Consider the following 15,736-nt stretch of genomic DNA (forward strand, 5'->3'; position numbering starts at 1 on the left):
TGTATCTGCCCGCCGGACGGGCTTAACGGCTGGCCTGCGGCTCCTTCTCTGCCTTCTTGTCGGCGGCCTTGTCGGAGGCGGACGCCCTGGCGGGCTCCCTTTCGTACGACTCCTCGTACTGGTCGGAGCCCTCCTTCTGTGCCCTCTCCTCGGCGGCGAGGCCTTCCTCATGCGTCATGACGACCTGGCTGTCACGGATCTCGCCGCGCCAGCCCTCGATCTCGTCGGCCTTGAGCAGGCTCTGGGTCATCACGTGCCGTCTGAAGTTCTTGAGCTCCAGGCGAGCACGGCGTCCCTGTGCCCGCCACAGGTTGCCGGTGCGCTCGAAGAAACCCTGCGGGTGGTACTCGAGAACGAGCAGCACGCGCGTGAGGTTCGGGGCGATGCGGTGGAAGCTCACCGCGCCGTCGACGTGGCCCTTGGGTGCCTTGGAGCGCCATACGATGCGCTTGTCCGGCAGTTGTTCGATGATGGTGGATTCCCAGGTCCGGCTGGACCAGAAGATCTTGGCCTTCCAGTTGAGCTTCTCCTCGGAGGGCTGCTCGACGCTGACGATCTTCTTCATGAACGTCGGGAAGTCCTGGAACTGTGTCCACTGGTCGTACACCAGCCGCCGGGGCGCACCGATGTCGATCTCCTCGACGATGTTGGTGACCTTGGTCTTCTTGCCGCCACCGCCGCCCTTGGACAGCTTGGCGAGAACGCCCTTCTTCTCGCCGCCGCTCTCCTCCGGCTGGTCGCTCTGCTGCTTCGAGGTCTCCGCCACCTCGCTGCTGGACGACTTGGGCGCGGACGAGGACTTGGACGAGGACGCGGAATCGTCGTCCGACGACGAGTCGCGCCGGCTGTTCTTCATGCGGCTGACGGCCTGGGTGGCCGCGACGGCCGCCCCGGCGCCGACCAGCGCGCCTCCTGCCGCGCCGGTGGCACGGCCACCCGGCAGCTTCTTGAGTGCGCCGGTAGGCACGTTCTTCGTGATGCGGCTAAGGGTCGACTGCTTCCGGCCCGGCAACCGCTTTGCGATGGCTCCTACTGGGACTCTCATGGGTGGTACCTCCGCCTCTCTAGGCGTCATGAAGTGTTCTGAGATGCCGTGACGACCTGGCTGTGGCGGATCTCACCGCGCCAGCCTTGGATCTCTTCGGGATGTGACAGGGATTCGGTCATCACGTGCCGTCTGAAGTTCTTGAGCTCCAACCGGGCGCGGCGTCCCTGCGCCCGCCACAGGTTGCCGGTGCGCTCGAAAAGGCCCTTGGGGTGGTACTCGAGAACGAGCAGCACGCGGGTCATGTCCGGGGCCACCTCATGGAAGCTCACCGAGCCGTCGACGTGGCCCTTGCGCGCCTTGGAGCGCCACACGATGTGCTCGTCGGGCAGTTGTTCGATGATGGTGGATTCCCAGGTCCGGCTGGACCAGAAGATCTTGACCTTCCAGTTGAGCTTCTCCTCGGAGGGCTGCTCGACGCTGACGATCTTCTTCATGAACGTCGGGAAGTCCTGGAACTGCGTCCACTGGTCGTACACCAGCCGCCGAGGGGCGCCGATGTCGATCTCCTCGACGATGGAGGTCAACGTGACCTTCTTACGCCCGCCGAAGATGCCCGCGAGCACGGCCTTGAACGCCGCCCATCCCGCGCTCAGCACGGCGCGGACCGGCGACTTGCCCTCGGCGAGCGCCCTGGCGCCCGCGAGGGCACCCTTGATCAGCGGCCCGCCGGTCTCCGCCATGGTGGTGAGCCGTCGCACCGCCTGGTCGAGCTTCGCCTCGTACCGGGTGACGAGTGCCCCGTGCAGGCGCCCGCGCAGCCGCCGCACGGCGGCCCGGGCGGTCAGGTAACCCGTGGCGCCGACGACCACGCCGGTTCTGAAGTTCATCGGTTCTTCACCTCGTCGAAGTCCCTGGTCTAGCGCGGGTTACCCGCACAAAGAGCGACAAAACGAGAGGCCGAGCCCGGGCACCATCCCCCATCCCCGGCCGGGACCGTCAGCGGTCGCCCTCGGGTTTCATTCAGGGCTGATCGTGCGGTTTGGGACGATCCGCAACGCCGTGCGGCGTACGCTGTGAGGCCGGAGTCAGTATGCGCGGCTGGTGGGAGAAACGGTGACAGAGGAACGGCCGCGGCCGAGCGAGTTCGACCCGAGCGTTCCGAACATCGCCCGGATGTACGACTACTACCTCGGTGGTAAGGATCACTACGAGGTCGACCGTGCCCGCGCCGACGAGGCGATCGTGGCCGACCCCACGCTGCTGAACCTCATCAAGGAAAACCGGGCGTTCCTCGGACGTGCCGTGCGGTACCTGGCCCAGCAGGGCATCGACCAGTTCCTCGACATCGGCACCGGCCTGCCGACGCAGCAGAACGTGCATCAGATCGCCCACTCGGTGAACCCCGACGCCCGGGTGGTCTACGTCGACTACGACGAGCAGGTGGTCACGCACGGGCGGGCGCTGCTCGCCGGCCTGGGCGAGACCAGGATGGTCCAAGCCGACCTGCGCCGCCCCCAGGAGATCCTCGACCACCCCGACGTCAAGCGGACGCTCGACTTCAGCAAGCCGGTGGCGCTGCTGCTGGTGGCCACCCTCCATTTCGTGCCCGATGAGGACGACCCGGCCGGCATCATGGCCGCGCTGCGCGACGCGCTGGCGCCGGGCAGCCATCTGGCGCTGACCCACGCCTCGGCCGACGGTGTCCCCGACGTGGTCGCCAAGGTCGTGGAGGTCTACAAGAGGACGTCCGCGCCCGGCACGCCGCGTACCGGCGACCAGGTGACGGGCCTGTTCGGCGACTTCGAAATGCTCGATCCCGGTCTGGTGTGGGCGCCGCTGTGGCGTCCCCAGCGCCCGGTGAGCATGGACGAGGCCAAGCGGGTCTGGTTCTACGCGGGCGTCGGCCGGAAACCCTGAAGGTATTGGCAGGCCGTCCCGGATCAGTGATCGTTATGGCATCACAGGGGCGAGGGAGGGCCACATGCGGGCGATGACGGTCGGAAACGTGCTTGACGACGCGGTCGCGCGGGACAAGGTGTTCCTTCACGACGGGGACGACACCATCACGTTCAGGGAGTTCGGCGAGCTGGCCGACCGGGTCGCGGGCGGGCTGCTGGCCCGCGGGATCCGGCGGGGTGACCGGATCGGGCTGCTGGGTCTCAACACGCCGCAGTGGCTGGCCGCCTTCTTCGGCGCGGCGCGGATCGGCGCCGTCATCGTCCCGCTCAACGTGCGCTACCGAGAGCGTGAGCTGACTCACATGCTCGGCCAGAGCGGCGCCCGGATGGTCATCAGCGTCGACGCCACCCCTGACTTCGACTTCGCGGCGTCCTTCAAGGATCTCCGGGCTCAGCTTCCCGGGGTGAGCGACCATGTGTTCTTCGGTGATGGCGGTGGCCAGGCGGGCTCGTTCGACGAGCTCATCGCGACGCCGGCCGACCCTGAGGCGCTGGCGGTGGCGCGCCGGGCGGTGGATCCGGCCGACCCGCTGGTGATCCTTTACACCTCGGGAACGACCGGGCGGCCCAAGGGTGCGACGATCACGCACCGCAGCATCCTGGCGTCGGCGTCGGCGCAGGCGGATCACCTGGGGATGGACGACACCGACGTGCTGCTCGGGCACCTGCCGTTCAACCACGTCGGCGGCATCACCTGCACCGTCATGGCCGCGCTGGTCAGCGGCGGGTCGGTGGCCCTGCTGCCCGCGTTCAGCCCGGACGCCGCGCTGCGCGCCATCGAACGCCACAAGGTGACCTTCCTCGGCGCGGTGCCGACGATGTACGTGCTGATGCTCGGCCGGAAGGACTTCGCCGACCACGACGTCTCGTCGGTGCGGATGTGCACGGCGGGCGGGTCCAACGTGGAGCCGGCGCTGGCCGATGCGATCCGGCGCGCCTTCCCTGGAGCGCCGCTGTACGGGCTGTACGGCTTGTCGGAGTGCTCGGGGGCGTGTGTGCTGTCGAGGACGGACGACGACCCGGAGACGGTGTCGCGCACGCTGGGCGTCATGATCGGGGACTTCGAGGCCCGGGTGACCGGGCCGGACGGCACCGTCCTGCCGCCGGGCGAGACCGGCGAGCTCCAGGTCCGCGGCGACTGCGTGGTCGCCGGCTACTGGGAGATGCCGGCGGAGACCGCCGAGGTCTTCCTGCCGGACGGCTGGCTGGCCACCGGCGACATGGTCACCATGGAGCCGGACGGGCATCTCGTGCTGCGCGGCCGCAAGAAGGAGATGTACATCCAGGGCGGCTTCAACGTCTACCCGGTGGAGATCGAGAACGTGCTGGCCACCCACCCGAAGGTCGCCATGGCCGCCGGTATCGGCGTTCCCGACGAGGTGCTGGGCGAGGTCGGCCGGTTCTACGTGGTGCCGCGCCCGGAGATCGAGCCGCCCAGCGAGGCGGAGCTCACCGCCTACTGCCGGGACCGGCTGGCCGACTACAAGGTCCCCCGGCAGTTCGTCGTCACCGTCGAGGTCCCGCTGACCCCGGTCGGAAAGATCCACAAGGCCCTGCTGAAAGAACGCTACGAGTCAGACCAGTAGACAGCTCAGCCCCGCCAACTTTGTTCTCTGAATTCGCCTGTTGGCTGAGGACTACGACAATTCGCAGCCCTCAGCCGATGGCAGTCGTCGGTTACCGGTTACCGATTGCCGCAGAGGGCGTGGTCGGTGAGGTTGTTGGCGGCGGTCAGCTGCGCCAACTTGACCTTCTCCTCACCGGGCTGGGTGGGGAGCATGATCTCCACGCTGGTCCGGCCGTCGGCGGAGACGGAGTTGACGCTGGCGACGCCGAACATGCTGCCGCCGTGATACCAGGCCCAGGTTCCGCACGAGGTCCGCCGTTTGGCCAGGCCGAGCCCGTAGCCGGCCTCCTTGTAGAGGATCTGCCATTCCTTGGCTTCCACGGTGTCCTTCATCTGCGCCAGCAGCGCCGGGGAGAGCAGCTTGCCGCCGAGGAGGGCCCTCAGGAACCGGTTCATGTCGTCCGTGGTGCTGATCAGCGCACCGTCGGCATGGCCGTCGCTGAAGATGGACACGTCCACGAGCGGCCCGCCGGGCTTGAAGCGTTCGTAGAAGACGGGACGCGGCTGTGGCACGTAGGCGGAGGTACCGGGGTTGTAGGTGTGCTGGAGGCCGAGTGGCGCGATGATGCGTTCGTGGACCTCGTGCTCCCAGGGGTTGCCGGTCGCCTTCGCGATGATCATCCCGGCGAGGATGTAGTTGGTGTTGGAGTAGTTCCAGCGCCGTTCGTCCGGCGGGAACTCCGGTGCGTGCCGCATCGCCATCTTGACCAGTTGCTGCGGCTGGTACGACCGGAACCGCACCTTGCGATAGGTCTCAGGGGTGTGGGACACGTCCTGCGGCAGGTAGTAGCTGTAGTCGTACAGGCCGCTGGTCTGCCGTAGCAGATGCCGCACCGTGATCTTGCCGCCGTCGTTCCCGTTGCCCTTGACCAGGCCGGGCAGCCAGCGCTCCACGGTGTCGCTCAGCTTGACCTTCCCCTCGCCCACCAGTTGCAGCATGACGGTGGCGACGAAGGTCTTGGTGTTGCTGCCGACGCGGTAGTAGCTGTCCCAGGGGACTGGTTGCCGGGTGCGAACGTCCGCGACACCGCTGCGCGCCTTCAGGCTCCGCCCGTTGTGGTTGACCTGCGCCAGCACCCCGGTCGTTCCTGTGTCCCGGATCGCGTCGACGTCACGCTGCAACTGTGCCCGCGAATAGCTCGGCGCACCTGAGGCAGGCGCGACGAAGGCGGGCGCGAAAAGCGCGGCCGCGCTGACCCCGACAGCGCAGAAGGCAAGTCTCTTGACCATGTGGACTCCGCATCTTTGATGATCGTCCACGCTAGGAAGCCGCGCCGCTCGGGGCGATCGGGCCACCTCCAGAACGCCGGTAGGGATAGCCTCACCCCGGCCCCGGCCGCCCCCCGGCCCCGGCGACTGCCGGATCCACTCGTTCAACCGTTGTCGTGATCGCTCCACCATCATCACTTAGAGTGACAAGGTGAACGCAGAATCCAACGTGGACGGCGAGCGCGACAGGATCGTCGAGGCCGCGATGCAGCTGTTCTCGGCGCTGGGCTTCGACGCGACCACGACAGAGCTGATCGCCGAGTCGGCAGGCGTCGGCACCGCCACGGTGCGCACGTCGTTCCGCAGCAATGCCGAGTTGTACCGGGCGGTGATGCGGAGAGCCGCCAAGGCCGAGCAAGAAGCGCTCAGGGAGGCCGTGGAGGCCTTCACTCCGACCCGCCAGGCGATGAACCGGCTCCTGGACGACTACCTGGACCTCTACGCCGCCCGGCCCGACCTGCTGGGCCTGTGGTTGCATCGGCGCACCGGTGATGCCGCCGACACAGCTGACATCGACGAGCACCACGTCCAACCCCGCCTGGGCTGGCTCGTGCGCACTCTCAGAGAGCACGTTCTCGATCCCGACCAGCTGGATTACGCGCTCTGGAGCTTCCCCTGGGTCGTCTCGGGCTTCCTGGGCCACGGCATGATCCACACCGACGAGAAGCGTTCGCGAGGCCCGGGCCAGCCCGTCACCGACCGCGAGCTGGAAGCCTTCCGCACGTACCTGCACACCATGGCGGACCGCCTGCTGGGCCTACCCGACGCTCAATAGCCCGGAATGCAACAGGGGCCCCCGCACGGGAGGCCCCTGTCACCTACAGAAACTAGTGGCGATCGAAGTAATCCGGCTGAGTCTGCGTGTTCAGCTCACGCAGCCGGACCTTCTTGCCCTTGTCAGTACGCGGGTCCCTGACGTCGACGACGTCAAGGCCCTTCTGGATGTCGCTGGAGAAGATGTAGCCGTTGTAGTAGTACGCCGACCAGGTGCCACCCAGGGCGAACCCGGGCGGGAGCGGGCCACGCTCGAAGAAGCCGATCTCCTTCGGCTTGCGCGAGTTGGTGAAGTCCCACACCGAGATGCCGCCCTGGTACCAGGACTGCACCATGATGTCCTTGCCCTTGACCGGGATCAGCGAGCCGTTGTGCGCGACGCAGTTCTCGGTGTCGGCGTTCGCCCGCGAGATCTTGTAGTAGCTGCGGAAGCGCAGCTTGCGCTTGTCGCCCTTGCCGACGATGTCGTAGATCGCGTTGGCGCCCTTGTTCGGGCCGACGGCCGCGTTGCAGGTCGCGGCCGAGCCGCCGCCGAGCTCGTCGGTGAAGACGACCTTGTTGGCGCGCTGGTTGAACGTGGCCGAGTGCCAGAACGCGAAGTTCTTGGTGTCCCGGACAGTGGTGATCACCTTCGGCTTCTCCGGGTTGCGGATGTCGAAGAGCGCACCGTCACCCATGCAGGCACCCGCGGCGATGCCCTTGTCCGGGTAGGCCGTGATGTCGTGGCAGCCGGTGGTCGGCACCCAGGTGTCGTCACCTGGGACGGGGTTGTCCGGCCGGCCGGGGTTGCCGGGGTTGCCGCCGTCAGGGAACAGCACCGGCGTGGCCACGACAGCAGCCGTGGTGGGCGCCTTCAGCGGAACCTTGACGATCGAGATCTTGTCGAACGGAGCCTGGCAGTTGGGGCCCTGGTTGGGCGTTCCGACAAGCCAGGTGGGCAGGATGTACGACGACACGTAGATGTACATCGAACCGCGCTTGCCCGGCACCAGCGTGTGGGTGTGCGAGCCACACTGGGTCCGGACGGACTTGATGTAGCGCGGGTTGGCCTTGTCGCTGATGTCGAAGATCTTGATGCCCTCCCACGCGGTCGGGTCCGACACCGGCTTGGCCGTGCTCTGGCACGAGTCGTCGCTGCGTGACGAGTCGGTCGACAGGAACAGCAGCTTCCCGTCGGCCGCCACGGACACGTCGTTCTGCGACCCGACACAGCTCACCATGCTGGTGATCTTGGGTGCGCTGGGCTTGCTGATGTCGTAGATCGTGAAGCCCAGGTAGTTGCCGGAGATCGCGTACTTCCCGGTGAACGCGATGTCGGTGCCGAACGCCGTCGGCCCCGCGAACGGCCCCTGCTTGGGGACGTTGGCGAGGTGCTTGACGTTCGAGCTGGTCACGACTTCGTCGACCGGAGGGATGTCCGCGGACGCGGCCGGCGCGACGAACAACGCTGACAGGACCATGATGAGGCCGGTCAGCGATCCCAGCAGTGTTCGTCTGTTCGATCTCTGTTTGAGGCTAGAAGCCACGTTCGCTCCTTCTCGTCACCTATGACGCTCCCCCGAAGATTTTCGGTCACCGGAGTATTGCGTTGATTTGTCAAGTAAGGCCAGACCTATGACCTCTTGCGGCGATTTAACAGCCGAAACTGGCCGTTGAGCAGGAGACTCGGCGACACACCGTGACAACGACAATGCTCACGATCATGAAGCGGACCAGCGTCTTCGAGGGCCAGAGCTGACGACTGGCTCCGATACACGAGGTCGTTTGGTATTGCCGAGAGTGGGCACGCCCGGCGCCATGTCCGTTCCGAAACCACAACCTCAGCCGCCAGGCCCGTACCCGCCGCCCATGCCGTCGCCGGTGCCCGAGCCCGAACCCGCACCGCCGCAGCCCGAACCTGTGCCGCCCGGGCCCGTACCGCCGCCACCGCCGACCCCAGAACCAGAACCAGAACCCGCTGGTCGGCAATGGTGACCGGGGATATCACCCAGGCCTGACTGAACGCGCATCCCGCTGCTCCGCCCGAATGATGGCCACCGCATCGGGTAGGGCGGGGTAAAGATCGGCTTAGTGGGCGGCGATCCGGCCAGGCCGCCGGGGTGCGGTCGTTACTGTCCGACGGAGTTGCGGGGAGCGCGTGACATGAGACCTCTCCTCGAAGCGCTGGCCTGGTGGGGTGCGCTCACTGTCGGCTACCTGGCGGTCGTGTCGTCCGTCTCGCTGACGGAGGTTCTTGTCGGGACGGGTGCCGCGGCGGCCGGAGCCGTTGCGGCACTGGCGGCACGTCGCGTACTCACGCCGGATACACCCGAGCGGCATGGACGGTCACCGGTCCGGCCAGGTGCGCTGGCGCTGCTGCCGGTGCGGATCGTGGAGGACACGGTGCGCGTTCTCTGGTCACCACAAGGTGTCTGGGGGGAAATCCGCGTCGGGCGCGGGGCTCAGGGTGCGGTCACGCTAGTCGTGTCGGCGTCTCCGGGAGCCTATGTGGGCGCGGTCGATCCAGAGCACGGGCGGCTGGTGGTCCATCGCACTGGCGGTCGCACCTCGGCTTTGGAGAAGCGAATGGTGGGAGGCGCATGACTCTTGTGGCGACCGTGGTGCTGGCTGGGGCGCTGCTGCCCACGGTCCTGACGACGCTGTACGGCCGTCCTGTCGATCGGCTCGCGGGTCTCATGCTCGTCGGGCCGCTGGTCACGTTGGTGCTGATGGTGCTCGCTGCCGGGTATGGGCGATCGGCCTATCTGGATGTGGCGTTGGTGCTTTCGGTGTTGTCGTGCGCCGGTTCGCTGGTGTTCGCGCGGTTCCTGGGGAGGACGTTGTGAGCACGGTCCTTGTCTGGGCGGGCGCAGGGGTCGCGGTGTTGTGCGGCCTGCGACTGCTCGTCACCCGCGATCCGGCTGCGCGGCTGCACGTGATCGCGCCGGTGACGGTGTTGGCCGCGCCGTTGATGACCGCCGGCCTGGCGCTGCGGTCGTGGTCGTCGTGGCATGAGGTGGCGAAGCTGGTCGTGATCGGCGCGCTGCTCGCCGCGACCGGGCCGGCGACCGTGGTCACGGCCGGGCTCGCGGTCAGGAGGTCCCGTGACTGATCCGCTGATCGCCGTCGTGCTGGGGCTGGTGGTCCTCATGGCGATGGGGGTCGTGCTCACCCGTGAGCCGGTGCGGCAGGCGATCGTGCTTGCGGTGTACGGGCTGACGCTCGGCGTGTTCTTCGTGGTCGTGCAGGCCCCGGACGTGGCCATGTCCCAGTTGGCGGTCGGCACGGTCGTGCTGCCGCTGATCGTCGTGCTGGCCATCCACGCCTCCCGCCGCCATCGCGGGGACCGATGAGCGACCGCGTCCGGATGATCGTGTTCGCGTTGGGGGCGGTGGGCATGGCTGTCCTCTTCACCGGCGGATTTCTGCGGCTGCCGGACTTCGGCGGCGCCTTCCACCCCTACGGCGACCGGGCGGTGCGGGAGGCACTGCGGCAGGGGACGCCGAACGTCGTCTCATCGGTCAACTTCGACCAGCGGGCGCTGGACACCGTCGGTGAAGAGCTGATCCTCTTCGCCTCCGCCCTCGGAGCGGTGGTGCTGCTGCGTGCCGTCGGCCGTGAGGAGACCGAGCCGGGCAGGCGGCACGGCCACGGGATCGCCGAAGTGTTCGACGCGCTGCGCCTGGTCGGTGTCGTGCTGTTGCCGATCACGTTGGTGACCGGTGTGTACGTCATCGCGCACGGGCACCTGTCGCCGGGCGGAGGTTTCCAGGGGGGCGTAGTGCTGGGCACCGCGATCCACCTGGTCTATCTGTCCGGGGACTATCCCGCGCTCGCGCGGCTGCGCCCGATACCGCTGTTCGAGGTGGGGGAGGCGGTGGCGGCCGGCACGTTCGTGGCGCTGGCTCTGCTGGCCGCGGGCGCGGTCCCGGCGTTGAACGTGGCGGTCGGGATCGAGGTGGGCTGTGCGCTGGTGCTCCTGATCGCCAAGTTCCTCGACCAGGCCCTGCTGGTGAGGGAGGACGCCGGATGAGGACGCCGGATGAGTGACATCCTCGATCACCTGCCCTATCTCGCGGCGGCCTGGATCATGCTCGTGGGCGTCTACGGCATCGTCACCAGCCGCGATCTGATCCACGCCGTGGTGTGCCTGTCGGTTACGCAGTCGGGCACGTACGTGCTGCTGCTGGCGATCGGTTACCGGAAGGACGCGACCGCTCCGGTGTTCTCCGACGTCCAGCCGGGACAGGCCCCGGTGGTCGACCCTGTCGTTCAGGCGATGACGCTGACCGACATCGTGGTCGGCGCGACCGTGACGGCGCTGCTGCTGGCCCTCACCGTGCAGGTCGCACGTCGGCGCGGCACGCTCGATCCTGACGAGCTGAGATCGCTGGAACCGTGATCCTCCAGATCCTGGTCGCGCTCCCGGTCGCGGTCGGGGTGCTGCTGGCGGCGGGCGGCCGGTGGCTGCCGCGGCCAGTGGTCGACGCCGCCGCGACAGCGACCGTCGTCGCGGTGACGGTGCTCGCAACCGTGGTGCTCGTGCGATCCAGCGGGTCGCCAGAGGTGACCTGGCTGGGCGGCTGGAAGCCCGACACGGGCGTGGGCATCCCGTTGGTCGCCGACCCGTTCGCCGCCGGACTCGCGTTCGTCGTCGCGGTGCTGACGCTCGCCGCGCTGATGTTCTCGTGGCGGTTCTTCACCGAGGTCCATGCGATCTTCCACACCCTCATGCTGCTCTTCCTGGCGGCGATGTGCGTCTTCGCGTTCACCGGCGACCTGTTCGACGCCTTCGTGTTCTTCGAGTTGATGAGCGTGGTCGCGTTCGTGCTCGCCGGTTACCGGTCGGAGGAACCGGCCACGGTGCACGGTGCGCTCAACTTCGGGATCGTCAACTCGCTGGGCGCCTACCTCACCCTCACCGGCATCGCCCTCGTCTACGCGCGGACCGGCCAGCTCGGCTTCGCCATGGTGGGGCAGACGATCCCAAGGCACGACGACGGGCTCGTCACCACCGCCTTCGTGCTCATCTGCACGGGCTTCCTGGTCAAGGCCGGCGCCGTTCCGTTCCATTTCTGGCTCGCCGACGCGCACGCGGTGGCACCGACCCCGGTCTGCGTCCTGTTCTCCGGAGTCATGGTGGAACTGGGCGTGTACGCGGTGGCGCGCACCTACTGGACGATGTTCGACGGGCTGGTGCCGCTGCGTGGCCTGGCCATCCTCGGCGTTGCGACGGCCCTGCTGGGCGGCGTGATGTGCGTGATGCAGCGGCACATCAAACGGCTACTAGCGTGCTCGACGATCAGCCATGTGGGATTCATGACCACCGCGGTGGCCATGGCCGACCCGCACGCCCTCACCGGGATCGCCTTCTACCTCGCCGGGCATGCCGGGGTGAAGAGCGCGTTGTTCCTCGGGGCCGGAGCACTGCTCAACCGGTTCGAGACCGTGGACGAACACGAACTACACGGTCGGGGCAGGGACATGCGCGTCACGAGTGTGGTCTTCCTGTTGGGCGGGCTCGGCCTGGCGGGCCTGCCGCCCTCGGGGATGTGGGCCGGGAAGGCGCTCATCGAACACGCGTCGCTGGAAGCCGGCTGGTGGTGGCTCGCTTTGGGCGCCGCGCTCGCCTCCGCGCTGACCGCCGGCGCGGTTCTGCGGGTCTGGGCACGCGTCTTCCGGGGAGCCGGGCATCGCGACGCCCACACCGAGGAGCACGAGGAGCCGGAGACCCAGACGCACACGCCGCTGCTGCGCCTGCCGTGGACGATGCTCGCGCCGGGCCTGCTGCTGCTCGGCGCGGCGCTCGTCCTGGGCCTCGTCCCGGGTCGCGGGATCGCGTCCGCTGCGGAGTCCTTCGCCGACCCCGGTGCCTACGCTGCGCTCGTCCTGCATGGCGTCGCGCCGTCCACCACCGCCGAACCGCCGCATCCGTGGACGATCAGCGGTCTGTTCACGGCGGCGGTCTCGATCGGCCTCGCCGTGCTCGTCGCGGCGCTGGGTCTGCGTGGCCTCCGACGCTATCGGCCCGTCCGGGCGGTCGCGGCGCGACTGCACGACCTGCACTCAGGCCATGTCGGCGACTACGCCGCCTGGCTCGTCGCCGGCGTCGCCCTCCTCGCGCTGCTGACCGCCGTTTAACCGACCCGGCTAACCAGCTGCCTTAACCGGCCCGCCTTAACCGGCCCACCGCAGAGGCCACCGCAGATCGATCGCGGGCTTGGTCGTGACTATCCCTCCCAGTCCGGGGTAGCGCCGTCATATGAAGGAGTGAGGGGCAGGCACATGTCGCTTCGGAGTGATCTCGTCGCTCGGGTGAACGGAGAGGTGCGGTTCGACGAGGGAACACTGGCCGCCTATGCCCACGACTCGTCGAACTACCGGCAGACCCCGGTGGGCGTGGTGGTTCCGCGCACGGTGGACGCGGGTGTCGAGGCGGTGGCGGTGTGCCGGGAGCACGACGTCCCGCTCCTTTCACGCGGCGGTGGAACGAGCCTGGCCGGGCAGTGCTGCAACGAGGCCGTGGTGATCGACTGGTCGAAGTACTGCACCCGGCTGCTCTCGGTCGAGGACGACCGGGCCGTCGTGGAGCCGGGAGCGTGCCTGGACGACCTCAACCGCGAACTCGGCGACCGGAACCTGATGGTCGGCCCCAAGCCGTCCACGCACGACACCTGCACCATCGGCGGAATGATCGGGAACAACTCGTGCGGTGCCTCCGCGCAGGCGTTCGGAAAGATGGCCGACTCGGTGCTCCGGCTGGAGGTCCTCACCTACGACGGGACGCGCATGTGGGTCGGGCCGACCTCCGACGAGGAGTACGAGGCGATCGTGGCCTCAGGAGGCCGGCGCGCGGAGATCTACCGGAAGCTGCGGGAGTTGCGCGACGACGGCATGGCACTGATCCGGACGCGCTACCCCGGCATCCCCCGGCGCGTGTCGGGCTACAACCTGGATTCGCTGCTGCCGGAGAACGGCCTCAACGTGGCGCGCGCCCTGGTCGGCAGTGAGTCCACGCTGGTCACCGTGCTGCGGGCCGAGATCAAACTGTTCGAGGTCCCCGCCTGCCAGGCGCTCGCGGTGCTCGGCTACGACGACATCGCCGCCGCCGGGGATGCCGTGCCGCGCATCGCCCGGAGCCGGCCGCTCGCCCTGGAGGGCCTTGACCACACGCTGGTCGACCTGGCCCGCGTGGAGCACGTCGCTGGTGAGGGCGTGCTGGAAAAGCTGCCCGAGGGATCCGGCTGGCTGATGGTCCGTTTCGGCGGCGACACGCAGGAGGAGGCGGACGGCAAGGCGCGGCGGCTCATTGACCAGGTCAGGGAGTACGGCGTCCACACCGCCCACCTGGACGACCCGGACGTGGAGGAGCGGGTCTGGAAGGTGCGCGAGGCCGGGCTGGGTGCGACCGCGTACCCGCCCGGGCATCCCGACACGCACGAGGGCTGGGAGGACGCGGCCGTGCCGCCGGAGCGGCTCGGCGACTACCTGCGCGACTTCCAGGCGCTGCTGCGCGAGTTCGGCTACAGGGACTGCTCGCTGTACGGGCATTTCGGCCAGGGCTGCGTGCACACCCGCACACCGTTCGATCTCGAGGACGCGGCCGGCGTCGCGGAGTACCGGCGGTTCGTGGAGCGCGCGGCGCGGCTGGTGGTCTCCTACGGCGGCTCGCTGTCGGGCGAGCACGGAGACGGCCAGTCGCGCGGGGAGCTTCTACCGATCATGTTCGGGGACGAGGTCATCGCGCTGTTCCGGCGTTTCAAGTCGATTTGGGACCCGTCCGGCCGCATGAACCCCGGCAAGGTCGTCGACCCCTATCGCCTGGACGAGCACCTCGACCATCTCGGCTACGACCCGGAGGAGCCTCCGACCCACTTCACCTACCCCGCTGACCACCACCGGTTCGCGCACGCCGCGTCCCGGTGTGTGGGAATCGGCAAGTGCCGGTCGTCCTCCGGCGGCGTCATGTGCCCCAGCTACCGGGTCACCCGCGAGGAGAAGCACAGCACGCGCGGCCGGGCCCGAATCCTGATGGAGATGATGCGCGGGGAGACCGTGTCTGGCGGGTGGCGGTCCAAAGACGTCCATGAAGCCCTGGACCTGTGCCTGGCCTGCAAGGGTTGTAAGAGCGACTGCCCGGTCAATGTGGACATGGCCACCTACAAGGTCGAGTTCCTCTCGCACCACTACCGGTGGCGGCCCCGGCCCCCGGCGCACTATTCGATGGGCTGGCTGCCGCTCTGGGCGCGCCTGGCCTCGGCGGCGCCCGGGGTCGTCAACCGGGTTGCGCACGCGCCCGGTGCGGGGCGCGTGGTGAAGGCGGTGGCCGGCATTGACCAGAGGCGGGAGCTTCCGCGCTTTACCGGCCAGAGCCTCGTCGATTGGTTCGGTGAACGCAGCCCGCGGGCAGAGAGCGGTCAGGCAGGCGGCGATCCGGTGGTGCTCTGGCCGGACACCTTCACCAGCAACTTCGCCCCTGAGATAGGCAAGGCCGCGGTGCGGTTGCTGGAGGCGCACGGCTACCGGGTCGAGATGCCGCCGGTCGCGGTCTGCTGCGCGCTGACCTGGATCTCCACCGGCCAGCTCGGAGTCGCTGAACGCGTCCTCACCCGGACGATCCGGGCGCTGGCGCCCAGGCTGCGGCAGGGCGTGCCGATCGTGGTGCTGGAGCCGAGCTGCGCTGCGGTGTTCCGTTCTGATGCGCAGGAGTTGCTCTCGGACAACCCGGATGCACAGATCCTGGCCGCCAGCACCACCTCGCTGCCGGAGCTCCTCCTTGACCGCGCCGAACCCGCGCCGCTCCCGGGCACCGGCGTCCGCGTGCTGGCCCAGCAGCACTGCCACCAGCACGCGATCTGGGGGTACGAGGCCGAGACCAGGCTGCTTGACCGCGTCGGCGTCCAGGTCGAGGTGCTGGACGAGGGGTGCTGCGGGCTCGCGGGCAACTTCGGGTTCGAACGCGGCCACTACGAGGTGTCGACGGGCGCTGCCGAACTCGGCCTCTGGCCCGCCGTCCGCGCCGCGAGCGACGGAACGCGCGTCCTGGCCGACGGTTTCTCCTGCCGGACCCAGATCGAGGCCGGAACATCCGCACGCCCCGTCCACCTGGCCGAACTCCTCGCCGAGGTGTTGCTGTAGAGC

General features: G+C 68.4%; 15 protein-coding genes. 11 read left to right on the forward strand and 4 right to left on the reverse strand.

What is annotated here, in order from left to right; all coding sequences use genetic code 11:
* Nucleotides 1–22: 22 nt before the first annotated feature.
* Complete coding sequence (locus tag ACH34W_RS16670) at nt 23–967, reverse strand: SRPBCC family protein (RefSeq protein WP_395961792.1); 945 nt, start codon at nt 965–967, stop codon at nt 23–25.
* Nucleotides 968–1,071: 104 nt separating this feature from the next.
* Nucleotides 1,072–1,875 carry an SRPBCC family protein gene (locus tag ACH34W_RS16675; protein ID WP_395961793.1) on the reverse strand — a complete coding sequence of 268 codons (804 nt, stop codon included), beginning with the start codon at nt 1,873–1,875 and terminating at the stop codon, nt 1,072–1,074.
* A 226-nt stretch (nt 1,876–2,101) separates the two neighbouring features.
* Between ACH34W_RS16675 and ACH34W_RS16680 the strand changes: the two genes are divergently transcribed.
* Complete coding sequence (locus ACH34W_RS16680) at nt 2,102–2,905, forward strand: SAM-dependent methyltransferase (protein ID WP_395961794.1); 804 nt, start codon at nt 2,102–2,104, stop codon at nt 2,903–2,905.
* Between the two features lie 64 nt (nt 2,906–2,969).
* Nucleotides 2,970–4,532, forward strand: a complete 1,563-nt coding sequence (locus ACH34W_RS16685) for a class I adenylate-forming enzyme family protein (RefSeq protein WP_395961795.1) — start codon at nt 2,970–2,972, stop codon at nt 4,530–4,532.
* Nucleotides 4,533–4,630: 98 nt separating this feature from the next.
* On the opposite strand, the gene ACH34W_RS16690 is transcribed toward ACH34W_RS16685, so the two are convergent.
* The gene (locus tag ACH34W_RS16690) at nt 4,631–5,803 is read right to left on the reverse strand and encodes a serine hydrolase domain-containing protein (protein ID WP_395961796.1); all 1,173 of its coding nucleotides are present in this window, start codon (nt 5,801–5,803) and stop codon (nt 4,631–4,633) included.
* A gap of 190 nt (nt 5,804–5,993) precedes the next feature.
* On the opposite strand from ACH34W_RS16690, the gene ACH34W_RS16695 reads away from it, so the two are divergent.
* Nucleotides 5,994–6,617 (forward strand): TetR/AcrR family transcriptional regulator, encoded by a 624-nt coding sequence (locus tag ACH34W_RS16695; protein ID WP_395961797.1) that lies wholly within the window; start codon nt 5,994–5,996, stop codon nt 6,615–6,617.
* 52 nt (nt 6,618–6,669) lie between these two features.
* Here ACH34W_RS16695 and ACH34W_RS16700 read toward each other — a convergent pair whose 3' ends face one another.
* Nucleotides 6,670–8,076 (reverse strand): LVIVD repeat-containing protein, encoded by a 1,407-nt coding sequence (locus tag ACH34W_RS16700; protein ID WP_395962228.1) that lies wholly within the window; start codon nt 8,074–8,076, stop codon nt 6,670–6,672.
* Nucleotides 8,077–8,758: 682 nt separating this feature from the next.
* Between ACH34W_RS16700 and ACH34W_RS16705 the strand changes: the two genes are divergently transcribed.
* From ACH34W_RS16705 to ACH34W_RS16740, 8 genes are all read left to right on the forward strand, one after another.
* The gene (locus ACH34W_RS16705; protein ID WP_395961798.1) at nt 8,759–9,199 is read left to right on the forward strand and encodes a hypothetical protein; all 441 of its coding nucleotides are present in this window, start codon (nt 8,759–8,761) and stop codon (nt 9,197–9,199) included.
* On the forward strand, nt 9,196–9,441 hold the full coding sequence (locus ACH34W_RS16710) for a monovalent cation/H+ antiporter complex subunit F (RefSeq protein ID WP_395961799.1): 246 nt from the start codon (nt 9,196–9,198) through the stop codon (nt 9,439–9,441). The genes ACH34W_RS16705 and ACH34W_RS16710 overlap by 4 nt, the downstream gene beginning before the upstream one ends.
* Nucleotides 9,438–9,707 carry a monovalent cation/H(+) antiporter subunit G gene (locus tag ACH34W_RS16715; protein WP_395961800.1) on the forward strand — a complete coding sequence of 90 codons (270 nt, stop codon included), beginning with the start codon at nt 9,438–9,440 and terminating at the stop codon, nt 9,705–9,707. The genes ACH34W_RS16710 and ACH34W_RS16715 overlap by 4 nt, the downstream gene beginning before the upstream one ends.
* The gene (locus tag ACH34W_RS16720) at nt 9,700–9,948 is read left to right on the forward strand and encodes a Na(+)/H(+) antiporter subunit B (RefSeq protein WP_395961801.1); all 249 of its coding nucleotides are present in this window, start codon (nt 9,700–9,702) and stop codon (nt 9,946–9,948) included. The genes ACH34W_RS16715 and ACH34W_RS16720 overlap by 8 nt, the downstream gene beginning before the upstream one ends.
* Nucleotides 9,945–10,628 (forward strand): MnhB domain-containing protein, encoded by a 684-nt coding sequence (locus tag ACH34W_RS16725; protein WP_395961802.1) that lies wholly within the window; start codon nt 9,945–9,947, stop codon nt 10,626–10,628. The genes ACH34W_RS16720 and ACH34W_RS16725 overlap by 4 nt, the downstream gene beginning before the upstream one ends.
* A gap of 9 nt (nt 10,629–10,637) precedes the next feature.
* Nucleotides 10,638–10,997: a sodium:proton antiporter gene (locus ACH34W_RS16730; protein ID WP_395961803.1), complete on the forward strand. Its 360-nt coding sequence runs from the start codon at nt 10,638–10,640 to the stop codon at nt 10,995–10,997.
* Complete coding sequence (locus ACH34W_RS16735) at nt 10,994–12,736, forward strand: complex I subunit 5 family protein (RefSeq protein WP_395961804.1); 1,743 nt, start codon at nt 10,994–10,996, stop codon at nt 12,734–12,736. Before ACH34W_RS16730 ends, ACH34W_RS16735 begins: the two co-directional genes overlap by 4 nt.
* A gap of 144 nt (nt 12,737–12,880) precedes the next feature.
* Nucleotides 12,881–15,733 (forward strand): FAD-binding and (Fe-S)-binding domain-containing protein, encoded by a 2,853-nt coding sequence (locus tag ACH34W_RS16740; RefSeq protein WP_395961805.1) that lies wholly within the window; start codon nt 12,881–12,883, stop codon nt 15,731–15,733.
* The last annotated feature ends 3 nt before the right edge of the window (nt 15,734–15,736 follow it).

This window comes from Actinomadura sp. 6N118 (assembly GCF_044326415.1).
Lineage (GTDB): Bacteria > Actinomycetota > Actinomycetes > Streptosporangiales > Streptosporangiaceae > Spirillospora.